We start from the raw sequence: 16,335 nt of genomic DNA, 5'->3' as shown, positions 1-16,335 counted from the left end.
GGCCTCCGGGTGTTCTCCCGGCGACCGCCAGGACTGGCATCTCACCTCCCGGACCCCCATGGCATTCACCGTTGCGCACCGAGTGGCTTCTCCTGCCACGATCGATACTCCGCTCCTGATTCTTCCGGTGGCCAAAGGCCCGTTGCCTGCCGCCCTTTCGGCAATAGACGCCCGCACCGGCGGGGCACTCTCCCGCTGCTGGGCCGCGGGAGACTTCACCGGCGCCCGCGACGAGACCGCCGTACTCTACCCGGCCGATGCCGGTCTGGCGCGGGTGCTGCTTATCGGGATGGGCGAGCCGAACCAGTTGAGCGCAGGCGCGCTCCGACGGGCCGCGATGATCGCCGGCAAACGGGGCCGGACGATGGGTGCTCCGACGGCTGTGCTCTTTCTGGCCGAAGGTGTCCCCAATGGAATGCCGGCCGATGTGGCGGGCCAGTCGCTCGCTGAAGGTCTCCCCTTCGGCGCCTGGCACTATCCCCACCTCAAGCGACCACCCGAATCGCCGAAGCCGGAATTCACCCACTGTGACATCGTCACCGTCGCCGACGATAGCGGATTCGCAGGGGGCGTCGCGCGGGGCGTCGCGATTGCGGCAGGACAGACGCTGACGCGCGAGTTGCAGATCACGCCGGGGAATACCTGCACGCCGGAATACCTCGCGGCCCAGGCCGAGGCACTCGCCCAGCGGCACGGCTTCGGGATCACCGTGCTGGACCGCGACGCGATCGTCAAGGAGGGGATGCACGCACTCCTGGCTGTGGCAAAGGGAAGTGTGCTCGAGCCCCGCTTCATTGTGCTGGAGTACAAGGGAAGTGCTGATGCGCCGGTCGTGCTGATCGGCAAGGGAATCACCTTCGACACCGGTGGCATCTCGATCAAGCCGGCGCCGTCGATGGAAGAGATGAAATACGACATGTCCGGCGCGGCGGCCGTGCTGGGAACCTTCGAGACGCTGGGGCAGCTGTGCCCCGATCTCCACGTGATCGGCCTGGTACCGACCTGCGAGAACATGCCGTCGGGTTCGGCTTATCGACCGGGAGATGTCGTCGGGTCGCACTTCGGCAAGACGATCGAGGTGCTCAATACTGATGCCGAGGGTCGCCTCATTCTCGCCGACGCGCTCTCGTGGGCACGCCGCTACTCACCCGCCGCCGTGGTCGATTGCGCCACGCTGACTGGTGCGATCGTGATCGGACTCGGTCACTCCGCGACCGGCGTGATGGGCACCGATACCGCGCTGGTGTCGCAACTCCTTGCGGCCGGCGAGCGCGCCGGCGAGCGCGCGTGGGAACTTCCGCTGTGGGACGAGTACAAGGAACACATCAAGTCCGATATTGCCGACATGAAGAACACTGGCGGGCGCCCTGCGGGGAGTATCACCGCGGCGCTCTTTCTCAAGGAGTTTGTCGAAGGATTTCCCTGGGCGCATCTCGACATCGCCGGCACCGCCTACACCGAGCGTGAGCTTGCCACGCAAGTGCGCGGCCCGACCGGTGTGCTGGTGCGCTTGTTCACCGAATTCCTGCTCGCGCGTCGTTGATCGCCGTGGCACGTGGTGTCCATCGGATGCTGCTGGCCGGTCTGTTGCTGCTCGCGGCAGCCGGCCGCGCGGGGGCACAGGTGCCGGTGCCTGCACCACGGGACTCGCTGCGCGATTCGTTGAAGACGAGGGCCGACACCTTGTCAGATACCGATCGACTGCTCGCGGAGTCACTCAAGCAGCGAGTACAACTGCAACCGCTCCCGATCGTCGGCAACGGTGAACTCCTCCCGGGTGGTTCGCGCAGGGTGTTCACCCGCGATTCGATCGACTGGGCACCGGCGCAGACGGTGAGCGACCTGCTGGCCCAGGTGCCTGGCGTGTTCGTGCAGCGCGGCGGCTGGCTCGGCCGCGCAGAATTGCCGAACTATCAGGGGCGGGGCGCCGCGTCGGTCGAGTATCTGCTCGACGGTGTGCCGTATGCACCGATTGGCCCCGACTCGGCGGCGGTCGATCCGTCGATGCTGGCGCTCTCGCTGATCGATCGCGTCGAGGTTGAGCGTGGTCCAGGCTTCCTGCGCGTGGCCCTCTTCACCCGGCGACATGACCGGGCGGCGCCACGAACGCGGATCGGCATCGCGGCCGGTGATCGCGGGATTGCGCGATACCTGGGCGAATATGCCCGCCGCTACTCCAACGGTTTGGGGCTCAGCCTTGCCGCTGACTACTTCGGTGTCAACGCACCGAACGGCGGCAGCGGGGAAGCCAATGCCACCAATGTCTGGGCCCAGTTCGGCTGGGTCCCGTCACCCCGGTTCGGAATTCAGGCTCAGGCGATGATCCAGGCCATCGATCGCGCAGCACTGCTCTCCGGAGGGTCGGCGAACGAAACTGGCGACACTATTTCGCCCTTCGTGAAAGGCACCCGCTCTGACCTGCAATTGCGTGGCTCGTGGCAACAACGCCAGGACGGTCTCGGACCACGGGTTGATCTGTTCGCTGCCCGCACCAAGTGGAGCAGCGATTCGGTCAATCAGGATATCGGTCATTTCGGAGGCACCGCAGGATACCGAGAGCCGACCTGGTCGGCGCAGCTGACCGCATGGCACCACACCGAGTGGACGCCGCTCGATGCCCGCCTCTCGTTTGGATGGGCGCCGCTTGCGCGCGTGAGCGCCTCGCTGGCAGCCGTCGAGCAGAAGCACGACGGGGACCGTAGCAGCCGCTGGCTGGAGGCACGGGGCGGCGTTGTGCTCCCCCTCGGCGTCACCCTCGCCGGAGTCATCCGCAACGGCAAGCGCGTCGACGCGCCGACGCTTGCCAGTTCCCCGGAACAGCGATTCTCCGATCTGGAGGGGAGTGCTGCGGTCGCGTGGCGACGGCTCGGCCTCGAGGCCGGCTATTCCCGCAATGATGGCTGGTCGCCGGTGAGTTTCCGCCAGTTCCTCCTGGTCCCCGGGCTCGGGCCGGTGCCACGCACCGAATGGGTCACCCTTCAGGCGCGGCTGATGCCGTTGAGCTGGCTGACCCTTGAGAGCCACTTTGAGCACCCGCTGAAGGGAGTTCTGCCCGACGGGCAGCCGCCCAAGCACGCCTACTCCACGGCCACCATCCGATCACGCTTCCTCCGGAACTTCCCCAGCGGCATCTTCGGCCTGAAAGTGCAGGGGGTGGTGGAGAGCTGGAGCCCCGGCGTCATTGGCCGGAGCGGTGACGGAAGTGCCATCCTTTTCCCGGGAGCCTCCTTTGTTCGAGGCCTCCTCCAGTTCCAGATCGGGCCGTTTTTCGCCTATTACGACCGGGTGAACTTCCGATCGACCAAGGCAGGGTATGTCCCGGGGTACCCCTACCTCGGCCTCGGGAGCACCTTCGGGGTTCGTTGGGAGTTTGCCAACTGAGGACCCCGAGTCCCTTGGGACCCCGAATGCGGCTATCTTCCCTAGCTATCCTCGGACCGGAGTCAGCTGTTTGGCGTTGAGCATGACCGGATTCGGCGGGGCAGACGGCGAAGTCGCGGGGCGATTGGCCCGGGTCGAGATCCGGACGGTCAACCACCGCTGGTTCAACCTCTCGGCGCGCCTTCCGATGGAACTCGGCGTCCTGGAGACTGAACTCCGCGAGGCGTTGCGCCGGGACTTCGATCGCGGGCATGTCACGGTGAACGTCCGCTGGACTGACGATGCCGCCAGCGGCATCGGGATCGACTGGACCCGGGCCGAAGCCGTGGTGGATGCCTTGCGACAGGTTCGCGATCGGTTCAGCCTCGCTGGTGACGTGACGGTGGAGATGGTGGCTCGTCAGGCCGATCTGTTCGGCACCCGTCGCGACGAACCGATGGCGGCGGTCGGGTGGGATGCCCTGGCTCCGCTAGTCGCATCGGCCACGGCGGACTGCCTCGCGTCACGGCGGCGGGAAGGCGCCGTGCTCGTGGCCGAGATCGCGTCGCGGATTGCCGCGCTGCATGCTGGTGGGCAGCGCGTGGGCCAACTCGCACCGGCCAGGCTGGTACGGGAACGGGAACGGCTCAGCGGCCAGCTCGCGACGTTGCTCGAAGGTCGGGCAATCGATGAGGGGCGGGTGGCCCAGGAACTGGTGCTGACGGCCGACCGGCTGGACATCACCGAGGAGCTGGTGCGGTTCACGGCTCACCTCGAAGCGGTGCGAGGATTGCTCGCGAGCGACAAGCCGGTCGGCAAGGCTCTCGGTTTCCTGGCGCAGGAACTCGGTCGCGAAGTGAACACGATGGGATCGAAGGCGAACGACCCCGCGATTGCGCACGAAGTCGTCGCGATGAAGGGTGAGCTCGAAAAGATTCGCGAGCAGCTGGAGAATCTGGAATGACACCGCTGCTCGTGGTGCTTTCCTCGCCGTCAGGAGGTGGCAAGTCCACCATCGCCCGGCGGGTGCTCGCGGAGCGTGACGACGTCGGATATTCCGTTTCGGCGACCACCCGGGCAGCACGGGCCGGAGAAGTGCACGAACGGGAGTATCATTTTCTCGGGCACGAGGAATTCGAACGGCGAGTGCAGGCCGGAGAGTTCATCGAGCACGCGGTGTACAACGGACACCGCTATGGCACGCTGGTAGGCGAACTGCGCCGGGTGATGCAGGGTGGGCGCCATGTGCTGCTGGACATCGAGGTGGTGGGCGCGCGACTGGTGCGCGAACGTTTTCCTGATGCCGTGCTGATCTTCGTCGTTCCGCCGAGCGGGATGGCGCTGGCAGCGAGGCTCCGGGCACGGGGCACCGAAGGGAAGCAGGATATCGCCGGTCGACTTGAGCAGGCGCTCGAGGAGCTGGCTGCGGCGGTGGAATACGATTACGTCGTCGTGAATGACGATCTGGATGAAGCGGTGCGCGCCGTGCACGCCATCCTGGAAGCGGAAGCACGGCGCACCAGCCGGCAGCGGGATGTGACCGTACTGCTCGACCGGCTCCGAACCGAAGTCGCCGCCGAACTCGATCGTGCGAGCGGCGATCACTGATCGCAGGGGGATGGAATGGAAATCTTTACGCCACAGGAAGTTGCTCTTCAGACCGGCTCGAAGTATCGCGGCGTGCTGGTCGCGGCGAAGTTCGCCCGCTATCTGAACGAGTTTCCGCGCGAAGCGGTCGCCAACTGGGAACGCGTCGAAGGGGTCAAGAAGCTGACGACTCTCTCGCTGCAGAAGCTCACCACCGGTGAGTTGACGTTCCGCGAACTCCGTCGGCGCCGCACCGAGGCCTGAGATGTGGCGGGGCCGCCATGTCGTCCTCGGAGTGACCGGGGGGATCGCGGCCTACAAGAGCGTGCTGGTAGCCCGCGAGCTGTCGGCGCGCGGTGCGCTCGTGGACGTTATCCTCTCGCGCGGCGCGACCGAGTTCATCGGTCGCGCCACGTTCGAAGCAGTCACCCGGCGCCCCGTGCGCTCCTCGTTGTGGGAGCGTGACGGGGCGCTCGATCATGTGACCCTGGGTCAGCACGCCGACCTGATCATCGTCGCGCCCGCGACTGCCCACCTGATTGCGCGCGCGGCAGCTGGAATGGCGGATGATCTGCTCACCGCGCTGTTGCTCGCCACCACGCGACCCGTCCTGATCGCCCCGGCCATGAATGACGAGATGTTCGCGGCCGAGCCGACTGCCGCGAATGTCGCCGCGCTCGTCGCCCGCGGCTGGCGGATCGTCGGACCAGCGATTGGTGCTCTCGCCGAAGGCCCTTCCGATCGACCGGGGCGGATGGTCGAGCCCGCCGAGATCGTGGCGCACGCCGAGCGGACGCTCTATGGCGACGGACCGCTTGCCGGTCGCCGGGTGCTCATCACTGCCGGGCCCACCCGCGAATCGCTCGATCCGGTGCGGGTGCTCACCAACCGATCGAGCGGCAAGATGGGATTTCGCCTCGCCGAAGCAGCGTGGCGGCGGGGTGCCAATGTGATGCTGATCTCCGGGCCATCCAACGAGACCACCCCGGTGGGTGTCGCTCGCCAGCACGTGGATACGACCGCTGAGATGGCAGCGGCAGTGAAGGCGCAGCTTCGGAGCAGCGACGTCCTGATCATGGCCGCTGCCCCCGCCGACTATCGCCCTGTCAGCGCCCGCGACACCAAATTGCCGCGCTCCAGTGGTGGGTTCACCCTCGCGCTCGAGGCGACGGACGACATCCTCCTCGGCACGATGTCGGAGCGTCACGCCGGCCTCACGGTGGTTGGCTTCGCGCTGGAAACCGGAGCGGCCATAGAAAAGGGTCGCGCCAAGTTGCAGCGGAAGCAACTCGACATGATCGTGGTGAACGACGCGCTCGAACCGGGCGCCGGCTTCGACGTCGACACCAATGCGGTCACGATTCTCGATTGCCTGGGTGGCGAGCGACGGGTCCCATTGAGCAGCAAGTCGGCAGTGGCCGACGCCATCCTGGACGCGATCGAGGGCTATCGTGCCTGACCCGCTGCGCCGCTACCTCGCCGCGCAGCGCGACCTGGGTGGTGACGAAGTACTCTTCGACGTTCCCGTTGCGCTTCCGGCCACGGTTGCCGTCGCGCCGCGAACTCGCGCGAGTGCTGCCACGCCTGTTGCACCGGCGACTCCTGCATCCGCTGCTCCTGCTCCCGCGGCCATTGCTGCCGCGCCAAGTCGTCCTCGGGTGGTCCCGGTGATCAGTGAAGAGAACGCTGTCGGCTGGCGGAAGGGTGCGCCACCGATTCCAGGACCAGGCCTCGTCGTCAACGTGACGGCACCGGATCGCTGGAGCACGCTGGCCGAAGTCGCCGATGTGGTAAGCACGTGCACCCAGTGTCCGCTCTGCACCGGCCGGACGAAGACGGTGCCAGGGGAGGGCAACGCTCAAGCGCGCCTGATGCTGATCGGTGAGGGGCCCGGCGAAACGGAAGACCTGACCGGTCGCCCCTTCGTGGGTCGCGCGGGCGAGCTCCTCGACAAGATTCTCGAGAGCATCGAGGCACCTCGTGCTACGGTGTTCATCGCCAACGTCGTGAAGTGCCGGCCGCCCCGCAACCGGGCACCGTTGCCCGACGAACGCGCGGCATGTCTTCCGTACCTGCATCGGCAGATCGCGCTGGTGAAGCCGAAGGTGCTCCTCGCGCTGGGCAGTACGGCGGCGGAAGCGATGCTCGGGGTCAAGAAGCCGCTCGGCGAGATCCGGCTCAAGGTGCACGAGTGGAACGGCATTCCCCTGATCGTCACGTACCACCCCGCGGCCCTGCTGCGGAATCCGAACTGGAAGAGGCCGGCCTGGGATGACGTCCGTATTGCGCGACAGCTCCTCGACATCGATGACTGATCCGTTCCAGGGTCGCGCCGTCCCCTGGAGTCAGGAGGCCGAGCAAGCCGTGCTCGGCGCGATGATCATCGACGGAGACGCCGCACTGCGCGGCGCCGAATTGATCGACGACACGATGTTCTACAAGGAAGGCCATCGCCGGCTCTTCCGGGCGCTTCGTGGCCTGGTCGAGAGCCGGATGGTGGTCGACTACGTCACCCTGCGCGATGAGCTGACCCGCCGCGGGGATCTCGAGATGGCCGGTGGCGACGGCTATCTCGACGAACTGGTGAACTCGGTGCCGACCGCGGCGAACATCGAGTTTCACGCCAAGATCATGAAGGAGAAGTCGATCCAGCGTCGGCTGATCGAGGCCGCCACGCAGATCATCACCGAAACCTATGACGGCAAGAACACGGCAAGCGAGCTGCTCGATGCCGCCGAAGGCAAGATCTTCACGATCGCACAGCAGCGCCGGGATGCCGGGTTCACCCGTATCAAGGAGATGCTCTGGCCGGCAATGGAGCGCATCGAAACGCTCCAGCGCAGCGGTACTTCGATCACCGGAGTTCCGAGTGGGTTCGCGCATCTTGATGAGATGACCACCGGCTTCCAGAACTCGGAACTCATCATTGTTGCGGCGCGTCCGTCGATGGGCAAGACGGCGTTCTGTCTGAACCTGGCGACCCATGCGGCCACCGAGGGATTCGGCGTCGCCATCTTCTCGCTGGAAATGTCCAAGGACTCGCTGGTGCAGCGTATGCTCTGCGCCGAGGCGCGCGTCGATTCGCAGGGCGTGCGGCGAGGCACCCTCAAGGATGCCGACTTCACCCGACTCGCCCGCGCCGCAGGGCACCTGCAAACCTGTCCGGTCTGGATCGACGACACCCCCGCGCTCACGCTGCTCGAGATGCGCTCCAAGGCCCGCCGCCTCAAGGCCGACAACGACCTCCGGATGGTCGTCGTCGACTATCTCCAGCTGATGCGCTCGCCCGAGTATTCCGAGAACCGGGTGCAGGAGATCTCCGACATTTCGCGCTCGCTCAAGCAACTCGCGCGCGAACTCGAAGTGCCGGTCGTCGCGCTCTCGCAGCTGTCGCGTGCGTCGGAAACGCGCGGCGGCGATCGCCTGCCGCTCCTCTCCGACCTGCGCGACTCAGGTGCCATCGAGCAGGACGCCGACGTCGTGATCTTCATCCACCGTCCCGAGATGTACAAGGACATGCGCGACAAGGCGGAGGAGAAGGGTGAGTCGCTCGATGGCAAGGCGACGGTCATCGTGGCAAAGCACCGCAACGGCCCGACCGGTGACTTCGATCTCTATTTCCACAAGCACTTCACGCGCTTCGACAATCTGAGCGAGCGCGAGGCATAGGGTGGCGAAGCCGAAGTCGATCTGGCGTTGTGTCGAGTGTGGGCACGACCATCCCAAGTGGGTCGGGCGCTGCGAAGCGTGCGGCGCCTGGAACTCGGTCGGGGAAGAGCCGCTGGCCGCCGCGCCATCACGCGGGGCGGGGAGCGTGGCGATCGGGGCTCCGGTCATCCGCTTGCGGGATGTCACCGGCGTCCGCCTCGAACGCTGGAGCACTGGTCTCCCGGAGCTCGATTACGTCCTCGGCGGCGGACTGGTGCCGGGGTCGATGACACTGATCGGCGGCGAACCCGGCATCGGCAAGTCCACACTCCTGCTGCAAGCGGCCGGACTGCTCGAGCAGGCGGGTCACACCGTGCTCTACGCCAGCGGCGAGGAGTCAGCCGAACAGCTCCGGCTCCGCGCCGATCGCCTTGGGGACGCCGCGGGGGGCGTGCAGGTCGTTGGCGAAACACGCCTCGAGTCAGTACTGCAGGCGGCGCGGATGGTCAACGCATCGGTGCTCGTGCTCGATTCGATTCAGACGGTCTTCACCGACGCACTCGAAAGTGCACCAGGTAACGTGGGCCAGGTGCGCGAATGCGCCGGCTTGCTGATGCGCTTCGCCAAGGAGAGCGGCACCGCGGTGGTGGTGGTGGGCCATGTTACCAAGGGGGGAAGCATCGCAGGTCCCAAGACCCTTGAGCACATCGTCGACACCGTGCTGTACTTCGAGGGTGAGGCATCGCTCGACTACCGTCTCCTGCGCGCGACCAAGAACCGGTTCGGAGCAGTCGACGAATTGGGCGTCTTCGAAATGACTGCCCGCGGGCTGGTGGCGGTCGCGAACCCCTCAGCTGTATTCCTCGCCGCGCGAGCGAGTGGCACATCCGGAAGCGCCGTGACCGCGTTGATGGAAGGGACGCGTCCGGTGCTCGTCGAAGTGCAGGCCCTCGCAGCGCCTTCCGGATACGGTACGCCGCAGCGGGTGGCAACTGGCCTCGACCAGAAGCGCCTGGCGGTCATTCTCGCCGTCCTCGAGCGACGCGCCGGCGCATCGTTCGCCGCCCTCGATGTATTCGTCCAGGTGACGGCGGGTGTTCGGCTCAGCGAGCCGGGGGCAGATCTCGCCGTCGCGGCCGCACTGCTCTCCTCGATGCATGACCGACCCACGCCCGCCAACGCGCTCTATCTCGGCGAAGTCGGGCTCGGCGGAGAAATCCGTCCGATCGGGGGGCTCGATCGCCGACTCGCCGAAGCGGCGCGACTCGGCTTCAACGAAGCGTGGGGATCCGACCGCTCCACCGCGAAGGTGGCCGGTATCCGGCATCGTGGCCTCGCCCATGTTGATCAGCTGGTGCGTGCCCTTGCCGCGTGATGTCGGCGTCATCGTCGTGGCGGCCGGACGTGGTGCTCGCTTCGGCGCTGAGCTGCCCAAGCAGTACTTCCCGCTCCACGGTGTGCCGGTGCTCCTGCACGCGCTCCGACCGTTCACCTCGCATCCCGATGTCGCGCAGGTCGTGGTCGTGTTGCCACCCGACGATGCCGCCGCTCCTCCATCCTGGCTCGAACCACTCCTCGGCACCACACTCGTAGCAGTCGCGGGTGGCGCGGAACGTGGTGACTCGGTGATGGCGGGGCTGACGGCGTTGCGGCCCGAGTGCCTGGTGGTCCTCGTGCACGACGGCGCTCGTCCCTTTCCGCCCCGCGACACTATCGACGCCGGGATCTGCGCAGCGCGGGCAGGCCACAGTGCCGTGCCGGCGCTGCCCGTCGGCGACACCATCAAGCGCGCCGACAAGTATGGCCGGGTGCTCGGCACGGTTCCGCGGGAGGGACTGTGGCGCGTGCAGACACCGCAATGTTTCCCTCGGGGGACGCTGGTCCGCGCGCACGAGGCCGCGCAGCGCGAGGGGATTACCGGCACCGATGACGCCTGTCTGGTGGAACGGCTCGGCGAGGTGGTCGAACTCCTGCCAGGAAGCTCGCGCAATCTCAAGATCACGACCGCCGATGATGCTGCGCTTGCCGCGTGGTATGCGGAGCACCCGTGATTCTGCCGTTTCAGTCCGACCTCGAGGTCGGTAGCGCCATTCCACAAGTTGAGCGCCACCTCGCGCATGGTGGTGTTCTCGCCTATCCCACTGAAACCGTGTACGGCGTTGGGAGCTTGGCCACCGACGCCGGCCTCGACCGGCTCGCCGCGCTGAAAGGGCGCCCGCCGCGGAAGCCGTTCCTGCTGCTGGTCAGCAGCACAGCGATGGTGGAGCAGATCGGTCTCGCTCTCAATCAGGCGGCGCGCGTGCTCGCGGCCGAGTTCTGGCCGGGGCCGTTGACGCTGGTGCTGCCGGGCGGCGAAGGACGGCTCCCCGATCGACTCCGCGGCGCGGAAGGCGGCATCGCGGTGCGCTGGACATCGCACCGCGCCATCGCACGCCTGGTGGCAGCGATGAATCGGCCGCTGACGTCGACTTCGGCAAACCTCCCTGGCGGGCCACCTGCGCCCGGTCCGGAACGGATTGTCGAGCTCTTCCCCGAGGCGGTGGCCGACGGGACACTCATGGTGCTTGACGGTGGCGTGCTCGGGAACGTCCCGCCCTCGACGCTGGTCGACTGTACCAGCTCAGTGCCGCGCCTGGTGCGCGAAGGGGCGATCCCGCGCGACGAACTACGGCGCCGGGCCGGATCGATGGCACCGTGACATCCGCAGTCCGCTCCGTGCTCCTGGTCTGCACTGGTAACACGTGCCGCTCGCCGCTGGCCGCTGCCATTCTCGCGGCCCGGCTCGCAGAGACACCCGCGTTGAGCGACGTCGTCGTCACTTCGGCGGGCACCGGCGCGCGCAACGGCGAGCCGGCCTCGGAGGGGAGTTACCTCGTTGCGCTCGAGCGTGGACTTGATCTCTCGGCGCATCGCTCGCGAATGCTGACACGCGAAATGGTCGTGGAAGCGGACCTGATTCTCACGATGGGAGGCTCGCACCTCCGGCATGCTGGCGAGCTCGGCGGCAGTGACCGTACCCACTTGCTGACCGACTACGCCGGCGAAACGGGATTCGATGTGGAAGATCCCTTCGGCCGCTCAGTCGAGGTCTACCGCGAAACGGCGGAGCAACTCGACCAGCTGATGGCCGAGGTTGTCGCCCGCCTGCTGCGTGAGCGCACCGGATGAGGGGAAGCGCGCAGACGCGTCTCTTCGCCGTGCTCGGCGATCCGGTGGGACACTCCTTGTCGCCCCGATTCCAGAACGCGGCGTTCCTCGCTGCCGGAATCGATGCCAGCTACGTCGCGCTCCGTGTCCGCTCCACCGAGCTTGCTGCGGTCATGCAGACACTGGTCGCCAATGGTGGCGGCGGAAACATCACCATCCCCTACAAGGCGGAAGCCGCCGGGCTCGGAGAGGTCGTCTCTCAGCGCGTTGCTGCACTTGGCGCAGCTAATGTGTTTGGCGGCGACGAGGAGCACCGGATGGTGCTCGGGAACACCGATGTCGATGGTATTCTCGCCGCGGTTGACACCCTCGAAATTCCGGCCTCGGCATGGCTGGTCATCGGAACGGGTGGGAGCGCCCGTGCGGTGGCGGGCGCGGCGGCTGAGCGTGGCGTCGCCCTCGCGGTTCGTTCGCGCGAGCCGGCGCGAGCTGCAGAGTTTGCCGCATGGGCCGCATCGCTCGGTGTTGCATCGGTTCCCGAAGCGGAATGTGCCATCGCAATCAACGCGACTCCATTGGGGCTGGGCACCTCCGATCCGTGGCCGCTGGGGCCGCGAGCGTTGTCGAGTCTGCGTGGTGTCGTCGACCTGACCTACCGGGCGGTCGGCGAGAGTGCCTGGGCTGCGGCGTGCCGTACCGCAGGGCTCCGTGCCACCGACGGCCGCGAGGTGCTCCTCGCGCAGGGCGCCGCGTCATGGGGGCTCTGGTTCCCCGGAGTCGAGCCACCGGTCGAGATGATGCGGGCCGCCCTCGATGGTCGACTGGACTGACGCGGCCCGGGCCGCCGAGCGCTGGGTCTTTCCCGCCGAGTGCCTTGCCTGCCAGCAGCCACTCGCGGCACACGACGATGCGCTCGTCTGTGGCGTCTGCCAGACAAGGTGGCGCGGAATTCCCGACCCACGATGCGAGATCTGTGGCGAGCCACTCCACTACGGGCTGGGCTGCCGACTCTGCCTCGCCTGGCCGGCGGGATTCGGGCCGGTCAGGAGTGCGGTCCGGCTCGATGCCTCCGCCCGGGAGCTGGTCCACAAGTTCAAGTACGATGGCTGGTGGCGGCTCGCCGAGCCATTTGCGAGGCGGATGGTGCCACTGCTGGCTGACGTCGGCGATGCCGACCTGGTGCCGGTGCCCCTGGCGGCCCGGCGCAGGCAGGGGCGCGGCTACAACCAGGCCGAAGCGCTGGCAACCGCGCTTTCATCCCTGACCGGCCTGCCGGTTCGCGTCGACCGGCTCTTCAGGAGTAGAGAAACCCCCACGCAGACCCGGCTGACGCCGGAGGCGCGCCTCGCCAATCTTGCAGAGGCCTTTGTTGCCGTGCCGAGCGACCGCCCCGCCTGGCTGGTGGATGATGTATTCACGACCGGAGCCACATTAACTTCGGCGTCGCTGGCCCTGCTCGACGCTGGCGCGACCCAGGTGGGGGCGGTGACCTTCGCCCGCGCCGAACCGGCACTGACTGACGCAGCATCTCGACTGGCACCTTTCACTCTCCCGACCGGGGATGAGGAGCACGAATGAGCAAGATTCGCGTGGGGATCAACGGCTTCGGCCGCATCGGCCGCAACGTTGTGCGCGCCGCAATCGCTGCTGGCCGAACCGACATCGACTTCGTGGCCGTCAATGATCTGACTGACACCAAGACCCTGGCCCACCTCCTGAAGTACGACTCGGTGCACGGGCGTTTTCCGAAGGACGTGCGCGCGACCGAGGGTGGCCTCGATGTCGGTGGCGACCTGATGCGCGTGCTCTCCGAGCGCGACCCGGCCAAGCTGCCCTGGGGTGAACTCGGCGTCGACATCGTGCTCGAATCCACTGGCCACTTCACCGATCGCGACAAGGCGGCGCTGCATCTCGCGGCCGGTGCGAAGAAGGTCATCATCTCTGCGCCAGCCAAGGGCGAGGACAAGACCTTCGTGTTCGGCGTCAATCATCTCGAGTACGATCCGGCGAAGCACCACGTCATCTCCAACGCCTCGTGCACCACCAACTGCCTGGTGCCGGTCGTGAAGGTGATCCGTGAAGAGTTCGGCTTCGTCCGCGGTTTCATGACCACGGTGCATAGCTACACCAACGACCAGAACATCCTCGACCTGCCGCACAAGGACTTGCGGCGTGCTCGCGCGGCCGCGATGTCGATCATCCCGACCTCGACGGGTGCGGCGAAGGCGACTTCGCTGGTCATTCCCGAAGTGAAGGGAAAGCTGGACGGCATCTCGCTCCGGGTACCGACGGCCGACGTCTCGCTGGTCGACCTCACCTGCACGGTCGAGAAGAGCACCACCGTTGAGGCGGTCAACGCGGCATTCCGCGCGGCCGCCGCCGGTGCACTCAAGGGCGTGCTCTTCGTGAACGACGAGCCGCTCGTGTCGGTGGATTACATCGGCAACCAGGCATCGAGCACGGTGGATTCGCTGTCGACCGGCGTCATTGATGGCACGCTGGTGCACGTCTCGTCCTGGTATGACAACGAGATGGGGTACTCGGCCCGCTGCGTCGACATGATCCGGCACATCGGCTCGCAACTGTGAGCAAGCGGACGCTGGCCCAGCTCGATGGCGCGCGCCTCGACGGCCAGCGCGTCGTGGTGCGGGTTGATCTCAACGTTCCGCTCGTCGATGGCGTGGTCGGTGACGACACGCGCATTCGTGCGTCGCTGCCCACCATCAAGTATCTGCGTGAAAAGGGCGCCCGCGTCGTGCTCCTCTCGCACCTCGGCCGACCGAAGGGGGCGCCGGACCCGAAGTACTCCCTCAAGCCGGTCGCACGCGCGCTCGAGAAGTTGCTGGGGATTCCCATCACCTTTCTCGAAGACCCCACCAGCGAAGCAGCGGTCGGAGTGGTGCGCCACATGCCGCGTGGCGGCGTCGCACTGGCCGAGAACACGCGCTTCTACCCGGGTGAAGAGAAGAACGATGCGGCGTTGGCCGACCGCTTCGCCGCGCTTGGCGATCTTTACGTCAACGATGCCTTCGGCTCGGCGCATCGCGCCCACGCGAGTACCGAAGCCATCGCCCACCGACTCAAGCCTGCCGTCTCCGGCTTCCTGATGGAGAAGGAGCTGAAGTTCCTGGGCGAGGCGATCGACCAGCCGGTGCGACCGTTCGTGGCGATCCTGGGTGGTGCGAAGATTTCCGGGAAGATCGACCTCATCGAGGCATTGCTCCCCAAGGTCGATCACATTCTCGTCGGCGGTGCGATGGCGTGCACCTTCTTCAAGGCCATGGGACTCGAAACCGGCAACTCGCTGGTCGAGCCAGATCGCATCGAGATGGCAAAGGCGCTGCTCGCCAAGTCCGGTGACAAGCTCGTGCTGCCAACCGGTGCGCTCATTGCCGAGAAGCTTGCGCCTGGCGTTGCAACGCGCGAGGTGCCACGCGACGGAATCCCTGCGGGCTGGGCGATGTTCGATATCGACAGTTCGAGTGTCACGCATTTCAGCGCCATCATTGCAGCCGCGCGCACGGTCATCTGGAATGGTCCGATGGGGGTGTTCGAAACGCCGCCATTCGATGCCGGCACCATGGGGGTCGCGCATGCGCTCGCCGCTGCAACGGCAAAGGGAGCGATCACCATCGTCGGCGGGGGCGATTCCGCGGCGGCGATCGTTGCGGCCGGCCTCGAGTCGCAGGTATCCCACGTGTCGACGGGCGGCGGGGCATCGCTCGAGTTCCTTGAAGGGAAGCCGCTCCCCGGCGTTGCCGCCCTGGATGATCTGCCATGAGCCGACCGATCCTCTTCGCCGCCAACTGGAAGATGCATCTCTCGCCGGGAGAAGCGCGGACCTACCTTGATCGCTTTCTGGCGATCGACACGCCGCGGGTTGGGCGCACCGTGATTTTCTTCCCGTCGGCCGTTACGATCGAGACGACGTCGAACACACTGCGAGCCCACGACCATCTCTTCAGCGGTGCGCAGGATGTGCACTGGGAAGCGAAAGGGGCGTTCACGGGGGCGACGTCTGTCGCACTCGCGCGCGGGGCGGGCGCAGCGGCCGCACTGATCGGCCACAGCGAACGCCGGCACGTATTCGGCGAGAGTGATGTCGAAACGGGGAAGAAGGTGCACGCGGTGCTGGGCGGCGGGCTGCTCGCGATCCTTTGCGTCGGTGAGACGCTGGCGCAGCGCGAAGCAGGGGAGACTGCAGCGGTCGTCACCCGGCAATTGCGCGCCGGCCTCGCCGATGTCGACGGTGCTTCCGATCTGGTGATCGCTTACGAGCCGGTGTGGGCTATCGGCACCGGCAGGAACGCGACCCCGGCCGATGCAGCCCTCGTCCACCAGACCATTCGCACGGTGCTTGTGGAGCTTGGCTTCCCGCGCGACACCCGGGTCCTCTACGGCGGATCGGTCAACGCGGCAAACGTCGCCCAATTGCTCGCCGAGCCGGATATCGACGGCGTTCTGGTGGGCGGGGCATCGCTCGATCCCGATGTCTGGGCCGGAATCTGCGCGACCGAGGCCTCCTGACGGCTCCGGTTGAGCCTCGGCGGACCTTCCGCTATCTTTGCAAGCTAGGCTAAAACCAAGGACTGC

General features: G+C 66.7%; 17 protein-coding genes. All 17 read left to right on the top strand.

Features of this window, described 5'->3' with window-relative positions:
* Positions 1 to 58: 58 nt before the first annotated feature.
* Complete coding sequence (locus V4558_10365) at positions 59 to 1,543, top strand: leucyl aminopeptidase (GenBank protein ID MES2305906.1); 1,485 nt, start codon at positions 59 to 61, stop codon at positions 1,541 to 1,543.
* A gap of 5 nt (positions 1,544 to 1,548) precedes the next feature.
* Positions 1,549 to 3,381, top strand: coding sequence for a TonB-dependent receptor plug domain-containing protein (locus V4558_10360; protein ID MES2305905.1), 1,833 nt, complete (start codon positions 1,549 to 1,551; stop codon positions 3,379 to 3,381).
* Between the two features lie 82 nt (positions 3,382 to 3,463).
* Positions 3,464 to 4,324, top strand: a complete 861-nt coding sequence (locus V4558_10355; protein ID MES2305904.1) for a YicC/YloC family endoribonuclease — start codon at positions 3,464 to 3,466, stop codon at positions 4,322 to 4,324.
* Complete coding sequence (gmk, locus tag V4558_10350; protein MES2305903.1) at positions 4,321 to 4,968, top strand: guanylate kinase; 648 nt, start codon at positions 4,321 to 4,323, stop codon at positions 4,966 to 4,968. The genes V4558_10355 and gmk overlap by 4 nt, the downstream gene beginning before the upstream one ends.
* Before the next feature lie 15 nt (positions 4,969 to 4,983).
* Positions 4,984 to 5,211: a hypothetical protein gene (locus V4558_10345; GenBank protein ID MES2305902.1), complete on the top strand. Its 228-nt coding sequence runs from the start codon at positions 4,984 to 4,986 to the stop codon at positions 5,209 to 5,211.
* 1 nt (position 5,212) lies between these two features.
* Positions 5,213 to 6,406, top strand: a complete 1,194-nt coding sequence (gene coaBC, locus V4558_10340) for a bifunctional phosphopantothenoylcysteine decarboxylase/phosphopantothenate--cysteine ligase CoaBC (protein ID MES2305901.1) — start codon at positions 5,213 to 5,215, stop codon at positions 6,404 to 6,406.
* Positions 6,399 to 7,262, top strand: a complete 864-nt coding sequence (locus tag V4558_10335) for a uracil-DNA glycosylase (GenBank protein MES2305900.1) — start codon at positions 6,399 to 6,401, stop codon at positions 7,260 to 7,262. The genes coaBC and V4558_10335 overlap by 8 nt, the downstream gene beginning before the upstream one ends.
* Positions 7,255 to 8,616 carry a replicative DNA helicase gene (dnaB, locus tag V4558_10330; GenBank protein MES2305899.1) on the top strand — a complete coding sequence of 454 codons (1,362 nt, stop codon included), beginning with the start codon at positions 7,255 to 7,257 and terminating at the stop codon, positions 8,614 to 8,616. Before V4558_10335 ends, dnaB begins: the two co-directional genes overlap by 8 nt.
* A gap of 1 nt (position 8,617) precedes the next feature.
* Positions 8,618 to 9,970 (top strand): DNA repair protein RadA, encoded by a 1,353-nt coding sequence (gene radA / locus V4558_10325; protein MES2305898.1) that lies wholly within the window; start codon positions 8,618 to 8,620, stop codon positions 9,968 to 9,970.
* Positions 9,954 to 10,646 (top strand): 2-C-methyl-D-erythritol 4-phosphate cytidylyltransferase, encoded by a 693-nt coding sequence (ispD, locus tag V4558_10320; protein MES2305897.1) that lies wholly within the window; start codon positions 9,954 to 9,956, stop codon positions 10,644 to 10,646. Before radA ends, ispD begins: the two co-directional genes overlap by 17 nt.
* Entirely contained in the window at positions 10,643 to 11,293 is a 651-nt protein-coding gene (locus V4558_10315) for an L-threonylcarbamoyladenylate synthase (protein MES2305896.1), read from the top strand. The genes ispD and V4558_10315 overlap by 4 nt, the downstream gene beginning before the upstream one ends.
* Positions 11,290 to 11,763 (top strand): low molecular weight protein arginine phosphatase, encoded by a 474-nt coding sequence (locus tag V4558_10310; protein ID MES2305895.1) that lies wholly within the window; start codon positions 11,290 to 11,292, stop codon positions 11,761 to 11,763. Before V4558_10315 ends, V4558_10310 begins: the two co-directional genes overlap by 4 nt.
* Entirely contained in the window at positions 11,760 to 12,572 is an 813-nt protein-coding gene (locus V4558_10305) for a hypothetical protein (GenBank protein ID MES2305894.1), read from the top strand. The genes V4558_10310 and V4558_10305 overlap by 4 nt, the downstream gene beginning before the upstream one ends.
* On the top strand, positions 12,556 to 13,320 hold the full coding sequence (locus tag V4558_10300) for a ComF family protein (protein ID MES2305893.1): 765 nt from the start codon (positions 12,556 to 12,558) through the stop codon (positions 13,318 to 13,320). Before V4558_10305 ends, V4558_10300 begins: the two co-directional genes overlap by 17 nt.
* Positions 13,317 to 14,330, top strand: coding sequence for a type I glyceraldehyde-3-phosphate dehydrogenase (gap, locus tag V4558_10295; protein MES2305892.1), 1,014 nt, complete (start codon positions 13,317 to 13,319; stop codon positions 14,328 to 14,330). The genes V4558_10300 and gap overlap by 4 nt, the downstream gene beginning before the upstream one ends.
* The gene (locus tag V4558_10290; protein MES2305891.1) at positions 14,327 to 15,523 is read left to right on the top strand and encodes a phosphoglycerate kinase; all 1,197 of its coding nucleotides are present in this window, start codon (positions 14,327 to 14,329) and stop codon (positions 15,521 to 15,523) included. The genes gap and V4558_10290 overlap by 4 nt, the downstream gene beginning before the upstream one ends.
* Entirely contained in the window at positions 15,520 to 16,269 is a 750-nt protein-coding gene (gene tpiA / locus V4558_10285; GenBank protein MES2305890.1) for a triose-phosphate isomerase, read from the top strand. The genes V4558_10290 and tpiA overlap by 4 nt, the downstream gene beginning before the upstream one ends.
* Positions 16,270 to 16,335: the final 66 nt, after the last annotated feature.

The sequence above is a fragment of the Gemmatimonadota bacterium genome (genome assembly GCA_040388535.1).
GTDB lineage: Bacteria > Gemmatimonadota > Gemmatimonadetes > Gemmatimonadales > GWC2-71-9 > Palsa-1233.
The sequence above is the reverse complement of the archived record's forward strand: the minus strand, read 5'-3'. Positions and strand labels throughout refer to the sequence as shown.

Bases quoted from the DNA above. Each gene is read 5' to 3' on its own strand.
- V4558_10345 (MES2305902.1), top strand. From the start codon at position 4,984: ATGGAAATCTTTACGCCACAGGAAGTTGCTCTTCAGACCGGCTCGAAG.
- V4558_10355 (MES2305904.1), top strand. From the start codon at position 3,464: ATGACCGGATTCGGCGGGGCAGACGGCGAAGTCGCGGGGCGATTGGCC.
- coaBC (MES2305901.1), top strand. From the start codon at position 5,213: ATGTGGCGGGGCCGCCATGTCGTCCTCGGAGTGACCGGGGGGATCGCG.
- V4558_10300 (MES2305893.1), top strand. From the start codon at position 12,556: ATGGTCGACTGGACTGACGCGGCCCGGGCCGCCGAGCGCTGGGTCTTT.
- gmk (MES2305903.1), top strand. From the start codon at position 4,321: ATGACACCGCTGCTCGTGGTGCTTTCCTCGCCGTCAGGAGGTGGCAAG.
- V4558_10305 (MES2305894.1), top strand. From the start codon at position 11,760: ATGAGGGGAAGCGCGCAGACGCGTCTCTTCGCCGTGCTCGGCGATCCG.
- V4558_10365 (MES2305906.1), top strand. From the start codon at position 59: ATGGCATTCACCGTTGCGCACCGAGTGGCTTCTCCTGCCACGATCGAT.
- tpiA (MES2305890.1), top strand. From the start codon at position 15,520: ATGAGCCGACCGATCCTCTTCGCCGCCAACTGGAAGATGCATCTCTCG.
- gap (MES2305892.1), top strand. From the start codon at position 13,317: ATGAGCAAGATTCGCGTGGGGATCAACGGCTTCGGCCGCATCGGCCGC.
- dnaB (MES2305899.1), top strand. From the start codon at position 7,255: ATGACTGATCCGTTCCAGGGTCGCGCCGTCCCCTGGAGTCAGGAGGCC.